General features: G+C 74.5%; 16 protein-coding genes and 1 pseudogene. 11 read left to right on the top strand and 6 right to left on the bottom strand.

The annotated features are described in order from the left end of the window. The 4 genes and pseudogenes from RIM90_RS12575 to RIM90_RS12590 form a co-directional block, all read left to right on the top strand. Positions 1-393: pseudogene (locus tag RIM90_RS12575) on the top strand (type I glyceraldehyde-3-phosphate dehydrogenase); the annotation flags it as partial. 971 nt (positions 394-1364) lie between these two features. After that, the gene (locus RIM90_RS12580; RefSeq protein ID WP_309060745.1) at positions 1365-1976 is read left to right on the top strand and encodes a helix-turn-helix domain-containing protein; all 612 of its coding nucleotides are present in this window, start codon (positions 1365-1367) and stop codon (positions 1974-1976) included. A gap of 77 nt (positions 1977-2053) precedes the next feature. Continuing rightward, complete coding sequence (locus RIM90_RS12585) at positions 2054-2671, top strand: hypothetical protein (protein WP_309060746.1); 618 nt, start codon at positions 2054-2056, stop codon at positions 2669-2671. A 137-nt stretch (positions 2672-2808) separates the two neighbouring features. Next, the gene (locus tag RIM90_RS12590; RefSeq protein WP_309060779.1) at positions 2809-3141 is read left to right on the top strand and encodes a DUF2516 family protein; all 333 of its coding nucleotides are present in this window, start codon (positions 2809-2811) and stop codon (positions 3139-3141) included. A gap of 181 nt (positions 3142-3322) precedes the next feature. Here the strand turns inward: RIM90_RS12590 and RIM90_RS12595 are convergent, their stop codons facing one another. The 3 genes from RIM90_RS12595 to RIM90_RS12605 all read right to left on the bottom strand — a co-directional run bounded on the left by RIM90_RS12595 (position 3323) and on the right by RIM90_RS12605 (position 7126). Further along, positions 3323-4690 (bottom strand): SpoIIE family protein phosphatase, encoded by a 1368-nt coding sequence (locus RIM90_RS12595; protein WP_309060747.1) that lies wholly within the window; start codon positions 4688-4690, stop codon positions 3323-3325. Positions 4691-5052: 362 nt separating this feature from the next. Continuing rightward, positions 5053-6135: an NlpC/P60 family protein gene (locus tag RIM90_RS12600; RefSeq protein ID WP_309060748.1), complete on the bottom strand. Its 1083-nt coding sequence runs from the start codon at positions 6133-6135 to the stop codon at positions 5053-5055. A 199-nt stretch (positions 6136-6334) separates the two neighbouring features. After that, positions 6335-7126, bottom strand: coding sequence for a class I SAM-dependent methyltransferase (locus tag RIM90_RS12605; protein ID WP_309060780.1), 792 nt, complete (start codon positions 7124-7126; stop codon positions 6335-6337). A 306-nt stretch (positions 7127-7432) separates the two neighbouring features. Here RIM90_RS12605 and mshA point away from each other — a divergent pair, with 306 nt between their 5' ends. The 3 genes from mshA to RIM90_RS12620 all read left to right on the top strand — a co-directional run bounded on the left by mshA (position 7433) and on the right by RIM90_RS12620 (position 10206). Then, positions 7433-8773 (top strand): D-inositol-3-phosphate glycosyltransferase, encoded by a 1341-nt coding sequence (gene mshA / locus RIM90_RS12610; RefSeq protein ID WP_309060749.1) that lies wholly within the window; start codon positions 7433-7435, stop codon positions 8771-8773. Beyond that, positions 8766-9287 carry a YbjN domain-containing protein gene (locus RIM90_RS12615; protein ID WP_309060750.1) on the top strand — a complete coding sequence of 174 codons (522 nt, stop codon included), beginning with the start codon at positions 8766-8768 and terminating at the stop codon, positions 9285-9287. The genes mshA and RIM90_RS12615 overlap by 8 nt, the downstream gene beginning before the upstream one ends. Before the next feature lie 115 nt (positions 9288-9402). Then, positions 9403-10206, top strand: a complete 804-nt coding sequence (locus RIM90_RS12620) for a hypothetical protein (protein WP_309060751.1) — start codon at positions 9403-9405, stop codon at positions 10204-10206. A gap of 74 nt (positions 10207-10280) precedes the next feature. Here the strand turns inward: RIM90_RS12620 and RIM90_RS12625 are convergent, their stop codons facing one another. Next, complete coding sequence (locus RIM90_RS12625; protein ID WP_309060752.1) at positions 10281-11120, bottom strand: AraC family transcriptional regulator; 840 nt, start codon at positions 11118-11120, stop codon at positions 10281-10283. Between RIM90_RS12625 and RIM90_RS12630 the strand changes: the two genes are divergently transcribed. Further along, positions 11119-11586, top strand: coding sequence for a DUF2000 domain-containing protein (locus RIM90_RS12630; protein WP_309060753.1), 468 nt, complete (start codon positions 11119-11121; stop codon positions 11584-11586). The genes RIM90_RS12625 and RIM90_RS12630 overlap by 2 nt on opposite strands. Positions 11587-11598: 12 nt before the next feature. Further along, on the top strand, positions 11599-12081 hold the full coding sequence (locus tag RIM90_RS12635) for an HAD domain-containing protein (RefSeq protein ID WP_309060754.1): 483 nt from the start codon (positions 11599-11601) through the stop codon (positions 12079-12081). Here RIM90_RS12635 and RIM90_RS12640 read toward each other — a convergent pair. Beyond that, positions 12070-12981 carry a phosphorothioated DNA-binding restriction endonuclease gene (locus tag RIM90_RS12640; RefSeq protein WP_309060755.1) on the bottom strand — a complete coding sequence of 304 codons (912 nt, stop codon included), beginning with the start codon at positions 12979-12981 and terminating at the stop codon, positions 12070-12072. The two genes, RIM90_RS12635 and RIM90_RS12640, sit on opposite strands and share 12 nt — an antisense overlap. An 81-nt stretch (positions 12982-13062) precedes the next feature. Between RIM90_RS12640 and RIM90_RS12645 the strand changes: the two genes are divergently transcribed. Next, positions 13063-13890 (top strand): hypothetical protein, encoded by an 828-nt coding sequence (locus tag RIM90_RS12645; RefSeq protein ID WP_309060756.1) that lies wholly within the window; start codon positions 13063-13065, stop codon positions 13888-13890. Beyond that, positions 13887-14726 carry an alpha/beta hydrolase gene (locus RIM90_RS12650; protein ID WP_309060757.1) on the top strand — a complete coding sequence of 280 codons (840 nt, stop codon included), beginning with the start codon at positions 13887-13889 and terminating at the stop codon, positions 14724-14726. Before RIM90_RS12645 ends, RIM90_RS12650 begins: the two co-directional genes overlap by 4 nt. Before the next feature lie 41 nt (positions 14727-14767). Here the strand turns inward: RIM90_RS12650 and RIM90_RS12655 are convergent. Continuing rightward, positions 14768-15507 (bottom strand): methyltransferase domain-containing protein (locus RIM90_RS12655; protein ID WP_309060758.1); only part of this gene is annotated, 740 nt, incomplete at its 5' end.

The raw sequence follows: 15507 nt of genomic DNA on the forward strand, positions 1-15507 counted from the left end.
GTCAACATCGTGCCGACCACGACCGGCGCCGCCAAGGCGATCGGCCTGGTGCTGCCGAACCTCGACGGCAAGCTGTCGGGCGACTCGATCCGCGTACCGGTGCCGGTGGGCTCGATCGTCGAACTCAACACGACCGTCGCCCGCGACGTGACGCGCGACGACGTGCTGGCGGCGTACCGCGCCGCGGCGGAGGGGCCGCTCGCCGGTGTCCTCGAGTACTCGGAAGACCCGCTCGTGTCGTCCGACATCACGGGCAATCCCGCCTCGTCGATCTTCGACTCGGCCCTCACCCGCGTCGAGGGCCGCCACGTCAAGGTGGTCGCCTGGTACGACAACGAGTGGGGCTTCTCGAACCGCGTGATCGACACGCTCGAACTCCTCGCCTCCCGCTGACCGAACGCCGGGGGCCCCGCCTCCGGCGACCGCGCCGGCCGGCACTTCCCCCGGGCGCGCCGGCCGGCCGGTCGGGCAGCCGGAGCGCCCGGTCGCAGAAAGCGGGTCGGCCCGGCCTCCGGAGGGTGCGGGAGCGCCACGGCCGGCCGAGGGGCTCTTCGAGCGTCGCCCCGCGATGACCCACGGCCACCGTGACGGTCCGCGGCCTCCTCCTCGTGCGGCCGGCACCCGGTGGGCTCGGTCGAGGACCGGCCCGCCCACCGGGACCGGAGAAGTGCGCAGGTGGCGTCGGGCCGTGGTGCTCCACCCCCTGACCGCGATGGTCGCGTGCCCGGACGCAGGAGACGGCGCAGGGCATGGTGGACCTCCCCCTGCCGCCCCCGGAACGGAGTCCCGGGGGCGGCAGGCGTTGCGGAAGGCGTCCGGGACGTACGCCTCGCCGCGGTCGCCGGCCACCGTCTCCGGAGCGATCACCGGTTTCGCGGCGGCCCGGGCCGGCCGCTCGTCCAGCGGCAGAAGCGAGGCGTGGCCGGCTCGGCGCAGGTCGCAGCCCCGTACCGGCCCGAGAAGTTCCGCCGCCCGCCGCCCGCCGCCCGCGGTACGGGGAACCCGCGGCCGCCTCGGACCGGACCGGCCACACCGCCTCGGGCGGCCCACCGCGCGCCTCTCCTCGGACGTCGGCGTACTCCAGCCGGAATCCCTCCGCTTCCACCGGCCGCCCCCCACTTGGCGCTGACCGGCTGGCACGACCGCAGGGGCGGACGAGGCCGGCGCCTCGGATCGACCGAGACGTCTCGCCGGGTGCCGGGACCGAGCGAGGCGCGCGACCGGACGCTCCACGGAGACCGGGACCGCCTCGACTTCGCTGGGACGGGCCGGTACGACGACGACCGCGGGCGCCGGGGCGTCCGGTGGCGCACTCCTGCAAGCGGGTGCTTGCAATAGTTAGCAAGGTGGGGCAAGGTGGAGGCATGGCATCGCTCAACGTCGGCAATCTCGGCGAGTACCTGCGCGAACAGCGCCGCAGCGCGCAGTTGTCGCTGCGGCAGCTCGCCGATGCCGCGGGGGTGTCCAATCCGTATCTCAGCCAGATCGAGCGCGGGCTGCGCAAGCCGAGCGCGGAGGTGCTGCAGCAGGTCGCCAAGGCACTGCGGATCTCCGCCGAGACGCTGTACGTCCGGGCCGGCATCCTCGACGCCGAGCGGGACCGGGACGAGGCCGGGACGCGGGCCGTCCTCCTCGCCGACCCCACGCTGACCGAACGTCAGAAGCAGGTGCTGCTCCAGATCTACGAGTCCTTCCGCAAGGAGAACGGGTTCGGGGGCACCGAGGACGGTGGGACGACGGCCGAGGCGACCGAGACGGACGAGGCAGCCGGGACCGCCGGGGTCCCCGACGGCGTCGACGGGAGCGACCCCGCGGGGAACGCCCCGGACAGCGGTGCCGCGATACGCCGGAGCCGTACGGCCGGCGGCGCGTCCGCCGGGCGCCGTGGCTCCACCAGCAAGGGCGGTACGTCCGCCGGGCGCCGTCCCCGCACGACCGGCGGCAGCGACACCGATCCGCAGCAGACGGCCGGCTGAGCCGGACCAGGGCACCGGCCGCCCGCCGCGGACCACACGAACCCCCAGCCGAGAACGAATCCGGGAGGACCATCACCATGGCCATCACCGACGACCTGCGCAAGACCTTCAGCAACCCGACCCCGCTCTACTTCGCCGCCGGCACCGCCGACCTCGCCCTGCAGCAGGCCAAGAAGGTGCCGGTCCTGGTGGACCAGCTGCGCACCGAGGCGCCGGCCCGCATCGAGGCCGTCCGCAACACCGACCCCAAGGCCGTCCAGGAGAAGGCGACCCTCCGGGTCCGGGAGACGCAGGAGACCCTGCAGGCCAAGGTCGGCGAGTTCTTCGGCTCGCTCGACACCGACCTGAAGAAGCTCGGTGAGACCGCCCAGGACCTCGCGCTGCGCGGGGTCGGCGTCGCCGCCGAGTACGCGGTCAAGGCCCGGGAGACGTACGAGAAGGTCGCCGAGCACGGCGAGCAGGCCGTGAGGACCTGGCGCGGCGAGGCCGCCGAGAGCATCGAGGACATCGCCGTGGCCGTCGAGCCGGCCGCCGGCGGACCGAAGCCCGTGTCCCGGCCCGAGCCGGCCGAGGCCAAGGACGACAGGCCCGCCGCGAACGGTGCCGAGTCCGCCGAGGCGAAGAAGCCCGCCGGTGCCAAGAAGACCCCGGCGCGCAAGACCACGGCCAAGAAGACGACCCCGCCCGCCGAGTAAGCGGCGGGTCCGGTCGGCCGGCGGAACGGGCCGGGCACTCTCGCGGTGTCCGGCCCGTTGTCCGGGTAGCCGACCGGCGGTTGCGGGTACGGTGACCGCGTAGGGACGAGCCGAGTCGGGTGGTGGACGTAGTGCTGATGCAGGGCTTCGCGAATTTCATGTGGCTGCTGAGCATGGCCCTGATCCTTTTCAGCGGTTTCGCGCTGATCGACGCCGCCACGCGCCGTGAGGACGCCTACCGCGCGGCCGACAAGCAGAGCAAGCCGTTCTGGCTGATCATCCTCGCCATCGCGTTCGTGGTGAACCTGATCTTCAACATCCTGTCGTTCCTGCCGATCATCGGGCTGATCGCGACCATCGTGTACATGGTCGACGTCCGTCCCGCCCTGCGCGGCCTCCCCGGCGGCGGACGCAGCCACAGGGGCTCCAGCAGCGACGGCCCGTACGGCCCGTGGAACGGCGGCCGGTAGGACGACACGGCGCCGGCAGGACACGGCCGCCCCGTCCCGGCCCCGCCCCGCTGCCCGGTGGGGGCGACGGCGCACGCGGAGCTCGCCGGGCGCACGGGAGACCGCATGCGCCGGTCACCGGCCGGGCGGCCCGTCGGCCGTGCGGGCCGGGGCGCGCCCGTCGCGGCACCGCCCGGCAGGGCTACGGCGCGCGGTCCAGCAGCAGGACCGCCACGTCGTCCGTCAGCTCGCCGCCGTTGAGGTCGCGGACCTCGTTGACCGCCGCCCGCAGCAGTTCCTCGCCGCGCAGGCCCGCGGTGAGCTGCCGGCGGACCATGTCCACCATGCCGTCCTGGCCGAGCCGCTCCCCGCTGTCGCCGATCCGGCCCTCGATCAGGCCGTCGGTGTAGAGCATCAGGCTCCACTCGGCGCCCAGCTCCACCTGCATCCGCGGCCAGCGGGCGCCGGGCAGCAGGCCGAGCGCCGGTCCGTTGTTGTCGTACGGCAGCAGCCGCGCGGGCAGGTCCGGGCGGACGAGCAGCGGCGACGGGTGACCGGCCAGGCACAGGCCGGCCCGGCGGCCGTCCGGGGCGATGTCGACCGTGCACAGGGTCGCGAAGATCTCGTCGTCCGCGCGTTCGTGCTCCAGTACCTGCTGGAGCGTGCCCAGCAGCTGGTCGCCGCACAGCCCCGCCAGGGTCAGCGCGCGCCAGGCGATGCGCAGCTCCACGCCGAGGGCGGCCTCGTCCGGGCCGTGGCCGCAGACGTCGCCGATCATGGCGTGCACGGTGCCGTCCGGGGTGCGGACGACGTCGTAGAAGTCACCGCCGAGCAGGGCGCGTGAGCGGCCGGGGCGGTAGCGGGCGGCGAAGCGGAGCGAGGAGCCCTCCAGCAGCGGGGTCGGCAGCAGGCCGCGCTCCAGGCGACGGTTCTCCTGGGCGCGCAGGCGCCCCTCGGCGAGCCGCCGCTCGGCCGACTCGGACCGTTTGCGCTCCACCGCGTAGCGGATCGCCCGGCTCAGCAGCCGGCCGTCCAGTTCGTCGCGGACGAGGTAGTCCTGCGCGCCCACCCGTACCGCCTCCGCGCCGCGCTCGGCGTCGTTGGACGCGGTCAGCGCGAGGACGGCGTGCCGGGGCGCCAGCTCCAGCACGTGCTTGAGCACGGCGAGCTCGTCGTCACCGCCGCCCGCCCGGCCGGGCGCGGGCAGCGCGAGGTCGAGCAGGATGCAGTGGACGTCGTCGGTGAGCAGCCGCTCGGCCTCGGTGAGGTTGCGGGCGGTGCGGACGCGGATCGGCTTGCCGGCCTGGTCGAGCAGGTCCGGCACGATCGGCGAGCCGACGGGATCGTCCTCGATCAGCAGGAGTGTGAGGTTGGTGGGGGCGGTCGTCTCGGCCCTGTCCGGCGCGGACCCGGCCGGGTCCGCGGTGTTCCCGGGCGGGGCCGTCGTGCGCGGGGCCGCCGCCAGGGCCTCCGCGGAGTCCTGGGCGGAGCCGCCGTTCGGCGGCGCGGCCGGCGCCTGACCGCTCTCCGCGGCCGGGATCGCTCTCTGCCGCGGTACGGGTGCGGGCATGGTTCCGGATTCCTTCCCTCCCCCCGAGGGCACGGTGGGGGCGAGGGATCTCGGCCCTTCCCTGGGCTCGCACCTCTGCGCGAGCGGGGGATGCCCCTTCGACCCGGGACGATAGCGGGTGACGGCGCCGCAGCGGAATGGTGCGACGCACGTCGGTCGGCCGTCGGCCACCGTCATATGCCGCGTTTACTACCGCAGTTGGACAGGCCGATGGGGCCACGGGGATGACGAACGTCACGCCCGCAGGGGGGTCGGCGCGAGATCCGCGTGGACTGGGTCACGTGGCCCCGGTCACCGGGGCGCCGGTCACCGTGGCCCCGGTCACCGGGCCGTCGGGCGGGGCGGGGTGCCGGTCCCGCCGCTCAGTCCGCGTCCGGGCGCACCACGCCGAGGATCGGCATCGTCCCGGCCCCCGCGATCGTCACCGTCCGCCCCGGGCGCGGGGCGTGCACGATGGAGCCGTCCCCGATGTACATCCCGACGTGGCTGGCGTCGGCGAAGTAGATGATGAGGTCGCCGGGCCGCATGTCCTCGATGTCGACCTTCTCCAACTGCTCCCACTGCGCCTGCGAGGTGCGCGGGACGCCCAGCCCCGCCGACGCCCAGGCCTGCGAGGTCAGCCCGGAGCAGTCGTACGCCTCGGGGCCCTCGGCGCCCCACTGGTACGGCTTGCCGATCTGCGCGGTGGCGTACGCGACGGCCTTCCTGCCCTGCGCGGTCGCCTCGCCCCGGATCTCGTCGAGGATGCCGGAGCTCAGCCAGGTGGCCTGCGCCTGCCGGGCGGCCCGCTCCTCCAGCCGGGCCAGGCGCTCCCGCTCCTCCTTCTCCAGCTCGGACTCGAGCTTCTCGGCCGCCGCGATCTGCTTCTCGATCTTCTTCTGCGCCTTGGCCTTGGCCTTGCGGCCCGCCTCCAGCTTGCGCCACTGCGCGTCGGCGTCCTCGGCGTACTGCTCCAGGTCCTGCTGCGCGCGGGTCAGTTCCCCGAGCAGTCCCCTGGTCGCGTGCTCGCCCTGGCGCACCCGGCCCGCGCCGTCCAGGAACTCCTGCGGGTCGTCGCTCAGCATCAGGTGCGCTTCGGGCGGCAGTCCGCCGCCGCGGTACTGGGCGGCGGCCGCGGCGCCCGCGCGGTCCTTCAGGTCGTCCAGCCTCTCCCGGCCCTTGACGATCTTCTTGGCCAGCCGGACGATCTCGGCGGACTGCTGCTTCGCCCTCTCCTCCGCGTCGTTGTACTCGTCGGTGGCGACGGCCGCCGCGCGGTAGAGCTCGTCGAGCTTCTCCCGCACGGCTTCGAGGTCCTTGTCGGTGGCGGCCGGGACGCTCGCGCTCGGGGACGGGGAGGGCGGGGGAGCGGGATCCGCGAACGCCGTACCCGGTGCCGCCAGCACCGTGACCGCACAGACCACGGCCACGGCCGCCGTGATCAGCCCGCGCCTGCCCGTCCGCATGGCTCCGCCCCCCAACTGGTTAACCGCCAGTAACATCCGGTCGTCCGAGGATGCTGCCATGTCGGCGCGCGAAACGACAGACCCACTGCTTTCCGTCGTCTCCTCCCGGCACGGCGACCACCCCGCCGGTGTGACGTACGACTCACGGAGATCGTTCCCGCCGTCCCCCGGGGCGTGTGCCGCCACCGCCGCCACCGGGTCAGTTCCGCGGCGCCAACGCCTCCCACCGCACCGTGACCTCGCCCTGCCGCCAGCGCGCCGGCCCGTCCGTCACCGGCCAGTGGGCCGCGAGGTCCCGCACCGCCCGGATCCAGCGCTGCCGGGCGCCGTACGCGGCGTAGGGCGCGGCGGCCGCCCAGGCGTGGTCGAAGTCGCGCAGGAAGGCGTGCACCGGCTCACCGGGGACGTTGCGGTGGATGAGCGCCTTCGGCAGGCGTTCCGCCAGGTCCGAGGGGCGCTCCAGCGAGCCCAGCCGGGTCGCGAAGGTGACCGTGCGCGGCCCTTCCGGCCCGAGGGCGACCCACACGTGCCGGCGTCCTATCTCGTCGCAGGTCCCCTCGACCAGCAGCCCGCCGCGCGAGCCCGTCGCCGGGTCGGCCGGTGCGAGCCGCGCGCACAGCCGCTGCCACACGGCGGCGACCTCCGCCTCGTCGTACTGGCGCAGCACGTTCGCCGCGCGGACCAGCAGCGGCCGTCCGGGGACCGGGACCTCGAAGCCGCCGTGCCGGAAGACCAGCCCGTCGCGCTCGTACGGCCGCGCGGCCGCGACCCGGGCCGGCTCGATCTCGACGCCCACCACGCGCGCGCGCGGCGCCACGGAGCGCAGGCGGTGCAGCAGCTCGACCGCCGTCCAGGGGGCCGCGCCGTAGCCGAGGTCGACGGTGACGGGGTCCTGCGCGCGGCGCAGTTCCGCGCCGTGCGTGGCCGCGATCCAGCGGTCCATGCGGCGCAGCCGGTTGGGGTTGGTCGTCCCGCGCGTCACCGTGCCCACGACGGGGGTCCCCCCGCCCGGGCCACGCCGGGGGCGGGGGAGGGGAGCGGCGCGGACTGTCATGCGTACGAGGGTATGCGGACGCCCGGGACGGATCGGGCGCCCCACCGGGGACGTCCCCGCCGAGGGGGTGCCACGGACACCACGCACCCTGTTTTCGAACGGTTGAGCGACGGTCGGTAATGATTCGGCAAAGACCCGGTCCGAAGCGGGCGTCCGGAAATGGAACTCACCCTTCCGGTGTTGACGTCGCGGAGGGTTCGTCCGCCCTCCGACAGCCGTGCCCGCAGCGAGGAGGAACGCCACGTGAGCCAGTACATCGCGAGGCTCGGGCGGCGCTCCCCGGCGGCGCCCCCGCGGCTGCGACTGCACCGCAGGCACCCCCGCCGCGTGGCGATGCTCTCCGTGCACACCTCCCCGCTCCACCAGCCGGGCACCGGCGACGCCGGCGGCATGAACGTCTACATCGTCGAGCTCGCGCAGCGCCTCGCCGCGATCAACATCGAGGTCGAGATCTTCACGCGCGCGACCGCCGCCGCCCTCCCGCCCAGCGTCGAACTCGCCCCCGGCGTCCTCGTCCGGCACGTCGACGCCGGCCCCTACGAGGGCCTCGCCAAGGAGGAGCTGCCCGCCCAGCTGTGCGCCTTCACCCACGGCGTGATGCAGGCGTGGGCCGGCCACCGCCCCGGCCACTACGACCTGGTCCACTCCCACTACTGGCTCTCCGGCCACGTCGGCTGGCTCGCCGCCCAGCGCTGGGGCGTCCCCCTGGTGCACGCCATGCACACCATGGCCAAGGTCAAGAACGCCAACCTGGCCGACGGCGACACGCCCGAGCCCGCCGCCCGCGTCATCGGCGAGACCCAGATCGTCAACGCCGCCGACCGGCTGATCGCCAACACCGCCGAGGAGGCGGACGAACTCGTCCGGCACTACGCCGCCGACCCCGGCAAGGTCGCCGTCGTGCACCCCGGCGTGAACCTGGCCCGCTTCCGCCCCGCCGACGGCCGCGCCGCCGCGCGGGCCCGCCTCGGCCTGCCCCAGGACGCGCTGATCCCGCTCTTCGCCGGCCGCATCCAGCCGCTCAAGGCACCCGACGTGCTGCTCCGCGCGGTCGCCGTCCTGCTCGACGAGCGTCCCGAACTGCGCGCGCGGATCTGCGTCCCCGTGGTCGGCGGCCCCAGCGGCAGCGGCCTCGCCAAACCGGAGGGGCTGCAGAAGCTCGCCGCGCGCCTCGGCATCGCGGACGTCGTACGGTTCCGCCCGCCGGTCGGGCAGGAGCAGCTCGCGGACTGGTTCCGCGCGGCGTCCGTCCTCGTCATGCCGTCCTACAGCGAGTCGTTCGGCCTGGTCGCCATAGAGGCGCAGGCGGCCGGCACCCCGGTGCTCGCCGCCGCGGTCGGCGGTCTCCCGGTGGCCGTACGGGACGGGCACACCGGCTTCCTGGTCCAGGGGCACGACCCCGCCGCCTACGCGCGCGTGCTGCGCGACTTCGCCGACCACCCGCACCTCACCGACCGGATGGGCGAGGCCGCCGCCCGGCACGCCCAGTCCTTCGGCTGGGACACCGCGGCCGCCGCCACGGCCGACGTCTACACGGCCGCGACGCAGGCGCACCGCCGTCACGTACGCTCCCACCATGGCTGACACGGCAGCGGAAGCAGAACAGCGGCGGGCGGCACAGGTCGTCGAGGGCGTACTGAAGGACACCGGACTCGAGTGGGAGAGCCCCGCGTCCGGCACCTACGTCGTGAAGCTCCCCGGCACCCGCAAGCTGTCCACGACGGTCTCCCTGATCGTCGGCCGGCACACGCTCTCCCTCAACGCCTTCGTCATCCGCCACCCCGACGAGAACGAGGCCGCCGTCCACCGCTGGCTCCTGGAGCGCAACCTCAAGCTCTTCGGCGTGAGTTACGCCGTCGACCCGCTCGGCGACGTCTACGTCACCGGCCGCCTCCCGCTGCCCGCCGTCACCCCGGACGGACTCGACCGGCTCCTCGGCCAGGTGCTGGAGGCCGCCGACGGCAGCTTCAACACGCTGCTCGAGCTCGGCTTCGCCTCCGCGATCCGCAAGGAGTACGCCTGGCGGGTGTCGCGCGGGGAGCCGACCCGCAACCTGGACGCGTTCGCGCACCTGCTGGAGCGTCCCTCGGGCGAGTGACGACCGCGCAGGTCACAGCGGGGGCAGGGTTCCGAACGCACGTGCGGGTGCGTGCTGTTAGTCTGCCGCGACCCGGATCCCGGTCCCAGGGGTCCCGTGCATGAAGAGGACGTGCATGCGCACTGGCAGATCCACCCTCATGGCCGCGCTCACGGGAGCGCTCGCCCTCGGGCTGTTCACCGCGCCGCCCGCACGGGCGGCGGACACCGGCGTCACCGTGACGGACATGGTCGTGAACGGGGGCAAGCCCATCGTCGTGGGCATCTCCGAGGAGAAGAGCCCCGCCGTCAGCTTCCGCATGACCTGGCCCGCGGGCTACTCGTCCGGCGACATCACCGCGTTCCCGTACCTGTACCACGACACCACGGCCGCCAGGGGCCTGGAGAGCGGCGGCATCTACACGGGCTTCGTCACCTACTACGACGACACCCCCGGCTCGGCGGACGTCGAGGGCGAGCTCTACATCGACCCCCGCTGGACCCTGGACTCCACCAACGACGCCACCACCTGGAAGGTCGCCGTCAACGTCCGCCTCTGGGCCACCGAGACCAAGCTCAAGGCCGAGGAGAACCTGACCGGCCTCGGCACGGTCCAGGTCAAGCGCGCGGCGCGGGCCACGGTCAACGCCTCGCCGGAGCCGGTCGTCAAGAACAGGACGCTCACCGTGACGGGCAAGCTGACGCGCGCCGACTGGGGGAAGGAGGCGTACGTCGGCTACGGCGGCAAGCTGGCCAAGCTCCAGTTCCGCAAGGCGGGCACCAGCACCTACACGACGGTCAAGACCGTGCGGGCGAACTCCACGGGCGCCCTGAAGACCACGGTGACGGCCACCACCGACGGCTACTGGCGCTGGACGTTCGGCGAGACGTCCACGACGGGCGGGGCGACGGCGAAGGGCGACTACGTCGACGTGAAGTGACGTGAGGTCACCCGGAGCGGTATGACGCGGCGGCACGGCCGCCGTCCGGGACCGGTGGCCCGCCGGCGCGGGGGCTACCGGACCCCCGCGCGGTAACGGCCCGGCGTGACCCCGACCAGCTTCCGGAAGTGCCGGGTGAGATGGGCCTGGTCGTAGAACCCGGTGGCCGCCGCGACCGCGCTCGGCGCCGCACCCTCCAGGAGCAGCCGACGGGCCCGCCCCACCCGGCGGGACATCAGGTACTGGTGCGGCGCGATGCCGTAGGCGCCGCTGAACGCCCGTACGAGGTGCGCGGGATGGGCGGACAGCACCCCGGCGGCCTCCCGCAGGCCGATCCCCTCCACGACCCGCTCGTCGAGCAGTTCGCGCAGCCGCCGCGCGAGGACGGGATCCCGCCGGGGCGTCCCCGCGGCGGCGTCCCGGGACCGCAGATGCGCGCGCAGCCGCTCCCCGACGAGCGTCAGCCGGCTCTCGGCCTCCAGTTCGTCACCGGGCCGCACGAGCGCGGCGTGCACCTGCCCGACCCGCCGCCGCAGCAGGGGGTCACGCAGGTCGGGCCGGTCGACGGCGGCCCCGATGAGACCGTCCCCGGCGGGACCGTCTCCGGCGGGATCACCCCCGAGGTGGGTGCCGTCGAGGTACAGCACCCGCTTGCGGAAGCCGTCGGAGGTGGCGGGGGAGCCGTTGTGCGGGACGTGCGGCGGCAGCAGGGTCACGGTGTCGTGCGGGGTGCCGTGCTCGTGCCGGTCGAGGTCGTACCGCACGGCGCCGTCGTCGACGATGAGCAGCGTCCAGGCGTCGTGGACGTGCATCGGGTAGGCGTACTCGGTGAAGCGGGCGTGGAAGGCCTCGACGACGCCCGGGACACGGGGGCGCCAGGCGGAGACGGTCCGCTCGGGACGCTCGGCAGCCATGCAAACAACGTACAAGACGGGCCTGCGCCCCGGTCGGCAGTCTCGGGGCATGAGCACACGCTTCGACACGAAGATCGCCGTACTGCTGCGCGAGGACCTGGAGTCCTGGCAGCGCCTCAACGTCACCGCGTTCCTGGTCAGCGGCCTGGGCACCCGGCTCCCCGAGGTGATCGGGGAGCCGTACGAGGACGCGGACCAGGTGCCCTACCTGCCGATGTTCCGCCAGCCGGTGCTGGTCTTCGAGGGCACGAAGGAGACCCTGAAGGCGGCGCACACCCGGGCGCTGTCCCGCGCCCTGCCGCGGGCGGTCTTCACCGGCGACCTGTTCGCCACGGGCCACGACGAGGCCAACCGCGCGGCGGTCCGCGCCGTGGGCACGGCGGACCTGGACCTGGTCGGCCTGGCGGTGTACGGCCCGAGGAACGCGGTGGACAAGGTCCTGAAGGGCGCGCGGATGCACCCGTGAGACGGTGGCCGCATGACCGCGCCCCGCCCGATCCTCTTCCTGGACGTGGACGGCCCGCTGATCCCCTTCGGGGCCGCCGCACGGGGACCGCTCACGCAGGAGGCAAACCCCCTGCTCGGCCGCCTCGACCCCACGGTGGGCGCCCGCCTGCTCGCCCTGCCCTGCGACCTGGTGTGGGCGACGACCTGGCTGGACGAGGCGAACGACACGGTCGCCCCGCGCCTCGGCCTGCCGAGGCTGCCGGTGGTGGACGGGCCGGAGGAGGACCCGCCCGGGCCGCGCGGCCTCCACTGGAAGACCCGCCGCCTGTCGGAGTGGGCCGGCCGCCGCCCGTACATCTGGCTGGACGACGAGATCGGCGAGCCGGACCGCCTGTGGACCGAGGCGGCCCACCCGGCCCCGGCCCTGCTGCTCCGGGTGGACCCGGCCAGGGGGCTGACGGAGGCGGACTTCGCCGTGATGCGGGAGTGGCTGGGCCTGCTCTCACGCCGGTGACGGGGTGGCGCGGGCCGGGCGCGGGTCCCCGTGGAACACCTGCGCGGTGTGCCAGGCGCGGTGGGGCGCCGCCACGGGGGCGACCCCCGGCCGCGGGCCGGTGAGGGCCCGCCCGGAGAGCTCGGTGACCTGGGCGCGGGCGGCGGGGCCGTGCCCGACGAAACGCCGCGAGACCAGGATGCGGTGATCGGCGCCGATCCCGAGGACGCCCTTGTCGAAGAGCTTGTGGTGCAGCGCGCACAGACACAGCCCGTTGTCGACGTCGTCCGGACCGTCGAACGCCCACCAGCGCACGTGCGCGGCCTCCAGCCCGACGGGCACCGTCCCGATCCGGCCGTCGTAACCGCAGAAGGCGCACCGGTACTCGTAGGCGGTGAGCACCAGCTCCCGCATCCGGCGGTCCCGCTGCCTGCGGGCGGCGGAGAGCCGGCCGGGGACGTCCGGTCCCGTCTCCACGTCCAGGCCGACGGCCTCGCACAACTCGTCGTGCAGCGAGGGCGGGAAGTTCGCGTCGAGCAGCACCCGTGCCATCCGGCCGAGCAGCGACGGATCCCGCCGCAACGCCACCCGCAGCTCCGGCACGAGCCGCCCGGTGGCGCCGGCCGCCCGCAGCTCCCGCACCCCGGTACCCGGGCTGCCGGTCCCGCGGTCGGTGCGCACCTCCCACACCCCGTCGCCGACCAGGTGGTGGAACGGGTAGGCGGGCGAGGTCCGGTGGGGCGGCCCGTACTCGGCCAGCAGCCGCTTCAGGTCCTCCTCCACGGCGCTGTACCGCAGTTCGCCGTCGCCCTCCCGCTGGAACCGGCCGAGGGCGTACAGCAACAGCAACGGCTTGTGCGGCGCCCGTGCCGCCCCCTTGCTCCACTGCCGCAACCCGGCTGCGCGCTCCACCCAGTTCATGACCGGTGAGCGTAGTGACGCCGACGGCCCCACACAGTGGTAGCGTCACGCTCTTCGCCAGGTTCCCTGTGCGGAGTCCCCGTGGCAGGTCGCACCGTGTCCGATCCCTTCGACGCCGTTTCCCCCGTCCCCGTCGAACCGTACGCGCTGTGGCGGGACGCGCTCGCCGAGGCCGACCGGGTCTTCGCGTCGCCCCCCGCGCTCGGCCGGCCGGTGGGCGGCTGCACGCACTGCACCCCCGAGTCGGACCTGCTCCTGCTCGGCGGTGACCCCGCCGCCGTGCCGGACGACGTCCTCGGGTACTTCACGCGCGAAACCGCCCATCACTGGGACGAGGACCAGTACCCCGTCCTGTGGCGCCGCCTCATGCCGCGCGCCCTGCGCTCCTGGGGCCCGGACGGCCACGGCACCGAACCGTCCCTGGAACTCGGTCACCTCGGTGCCCACGGGGCCGGACTGACCGGCTGGCCCGCGCCCGAACGCGCCGCGGTCGAGCGGGCGTTCCGCGCGCTGCTGGCCGTCGCCCTGGTCGACGGGCGTCCCGCGGGGGACGTCACGGACCTGGTGGAGGGCATCGCCCACGCGACGGGCGGCCTGCGGCCCTGGCTGGACCACCTCGCCGCCCTCCCCGGTCCCGCGGCGGACGCCGGCCTGGTCCGCCTCGCCTTCTCCTGGGCGACCGATCTCCTCTGGGAGGACTTCCGGTTCTCGTGGTGGTACGACGGCGATCCCCGGGTCCTCGCCGCCTGGCTGCCCGCCCTGCGCCCCCGCGTCGCCGGCTTCGCCGCCCGGCACCCGCGGTGCAAGACCGCGTCGGACACACTGATCGCGATCGACCGTCTCGACGCCGGCGACCACAGCCCGTGGACGTACCCGTACGGCCTGCAGGAATATCTGAGGTTGGCATGACCTGGACCGAGCACATCGTGACGCGCGACGGCGTGCGCCTGTCCTGCCGCGACTGGGGCGGGTCGGGCCCGCCCGTCGTCCTGCTGCACGGACTGGCCGGCCACGCGGGCGAATGGGACGCCCTCGCCCGTGACCTGAGCCCGTCGTACCGGGTGGTCGCCGTCGACCAGCGCGGCCACGGCGCCGCCGAACGCCGTCCGCGTGACGTGTCCCGCGCGGCGTACGTCGCCGACGTCGTCGCGGTCTGCCGGCAGCTGGGCCTGCGCCGCCCCGTGCTGGGCGGCCAGTCGCTGGGCGGCCACACCGCCCTGCTCACCGCCGCCGCCCACCCCGGCCTCGTCCGCGCGCTCGTCCTCGTCGAGGCCGGTCCCGGCGGTCCCAGCCCCGGCGTCCAGGCGGAGATCGGCGGATGGCTCGACTCCTGGCCCACGCCGTTCCCCTCGCGCGAGGCCGCCGTCGCCTTCCACGGCGGCGGGCCGGTCGGCGAGGGCTGGGCCGCGGGACTGGAGGAACGCCCCGACGGCTGGTGGCCCCGCTTCGACCGCGACGTGATGGTCGCCTCCCTGGCGGAGAACGCCCGGCGTTCCTTCTGGGACGAGTGGGCGGGCATCACGTGCCCGACCCTGGTCGTGCTGGCGCAGTCCGGCATCGTCCCGCCGGAGGACATCGGCGCCATGCTCGACCGCCGCCCGGAGACGACGGCCGTCTCCGTCCCCGGAACGGGACACGACCTGCACCTGGAACGGCCGGCGGCCCTGCGCCGACTGGTCCGGGGGTTCCTCGACGGAATCGCCGACGGCCCCGTCGGCGGCGAAGCGCGCCCGCCTCACCGGTGAGGCATCCGGCCCCGGACCGAAGAACCGCCGGGTCGGCCGGCTCAGCGGGAGCAGGTCACGCCGACGAGCGTGAACGACGCGTAGAACGGCCCCTGGGAGAGCTCGGCGAACCAGCGGTGACCGCGAGCCCGGTCGATGTGGCCCGCGTCGATGGCCTTCTGCAGATTGCGGCCCAGGCCCAGGGTGTGGTCCGCCTCCTGGACGTCCCGGAAGACCGGGGTCGTGGCGAGCACGGTCTCGACGCGGAACCCCGCCTGTTCGGCGAGGCGCGCGAGACCGCGTCCGATGGTCGCGTGGCGGACCACTTCCGCGGTGGTGTAGCGGGTGAAGGCGCGACTCGTCTCCAGGTCCTCGGCATCGACGATCAGGGTGTCCCAGTCGGGCTCGGCGAGGCCGATCCGGGCGCCCGGCCGGGTCGCGCGACGCAACTCCGCGAGAACGCCCGCGGGTTCGGCGACGTGCATGAGGACGCGGTCGATCTTGGCCCGGTCGATCGTTCCCGACGCGACGGGGAGCGCGTGGGCGTCCCCTTCGCGGATCTCCACCTGGCGCAGGCCCTCCGTGCGCGCACGGGCGTGGGCGAGCATGGCCCGGTCACGGTCCACGCCGATCACGGCACCGCCGTCACCGACGCGTTCCGCCAGCGCCGGCAGATCGGTCCCGGGGCCGCACCCCACGTCCAGGGCGGCGTGGCCCGCCTGAATGTCCAACAGGTCGAGCATCTGCCGCTTGTACGCACGACCGGCGTCTTCGGCAGCGGCTCGCAGCATGTAGGAGGCCT

This window comes from Streptomyces sp. (assembly GCF_031181555.1).
Taxonomy (GTDB): Bacteria; Actinomycetota; Actinomycetes; order Streptomycetales; family Streptomycetaceae; genus Streptomyces; species Streptomyces fimbriatus.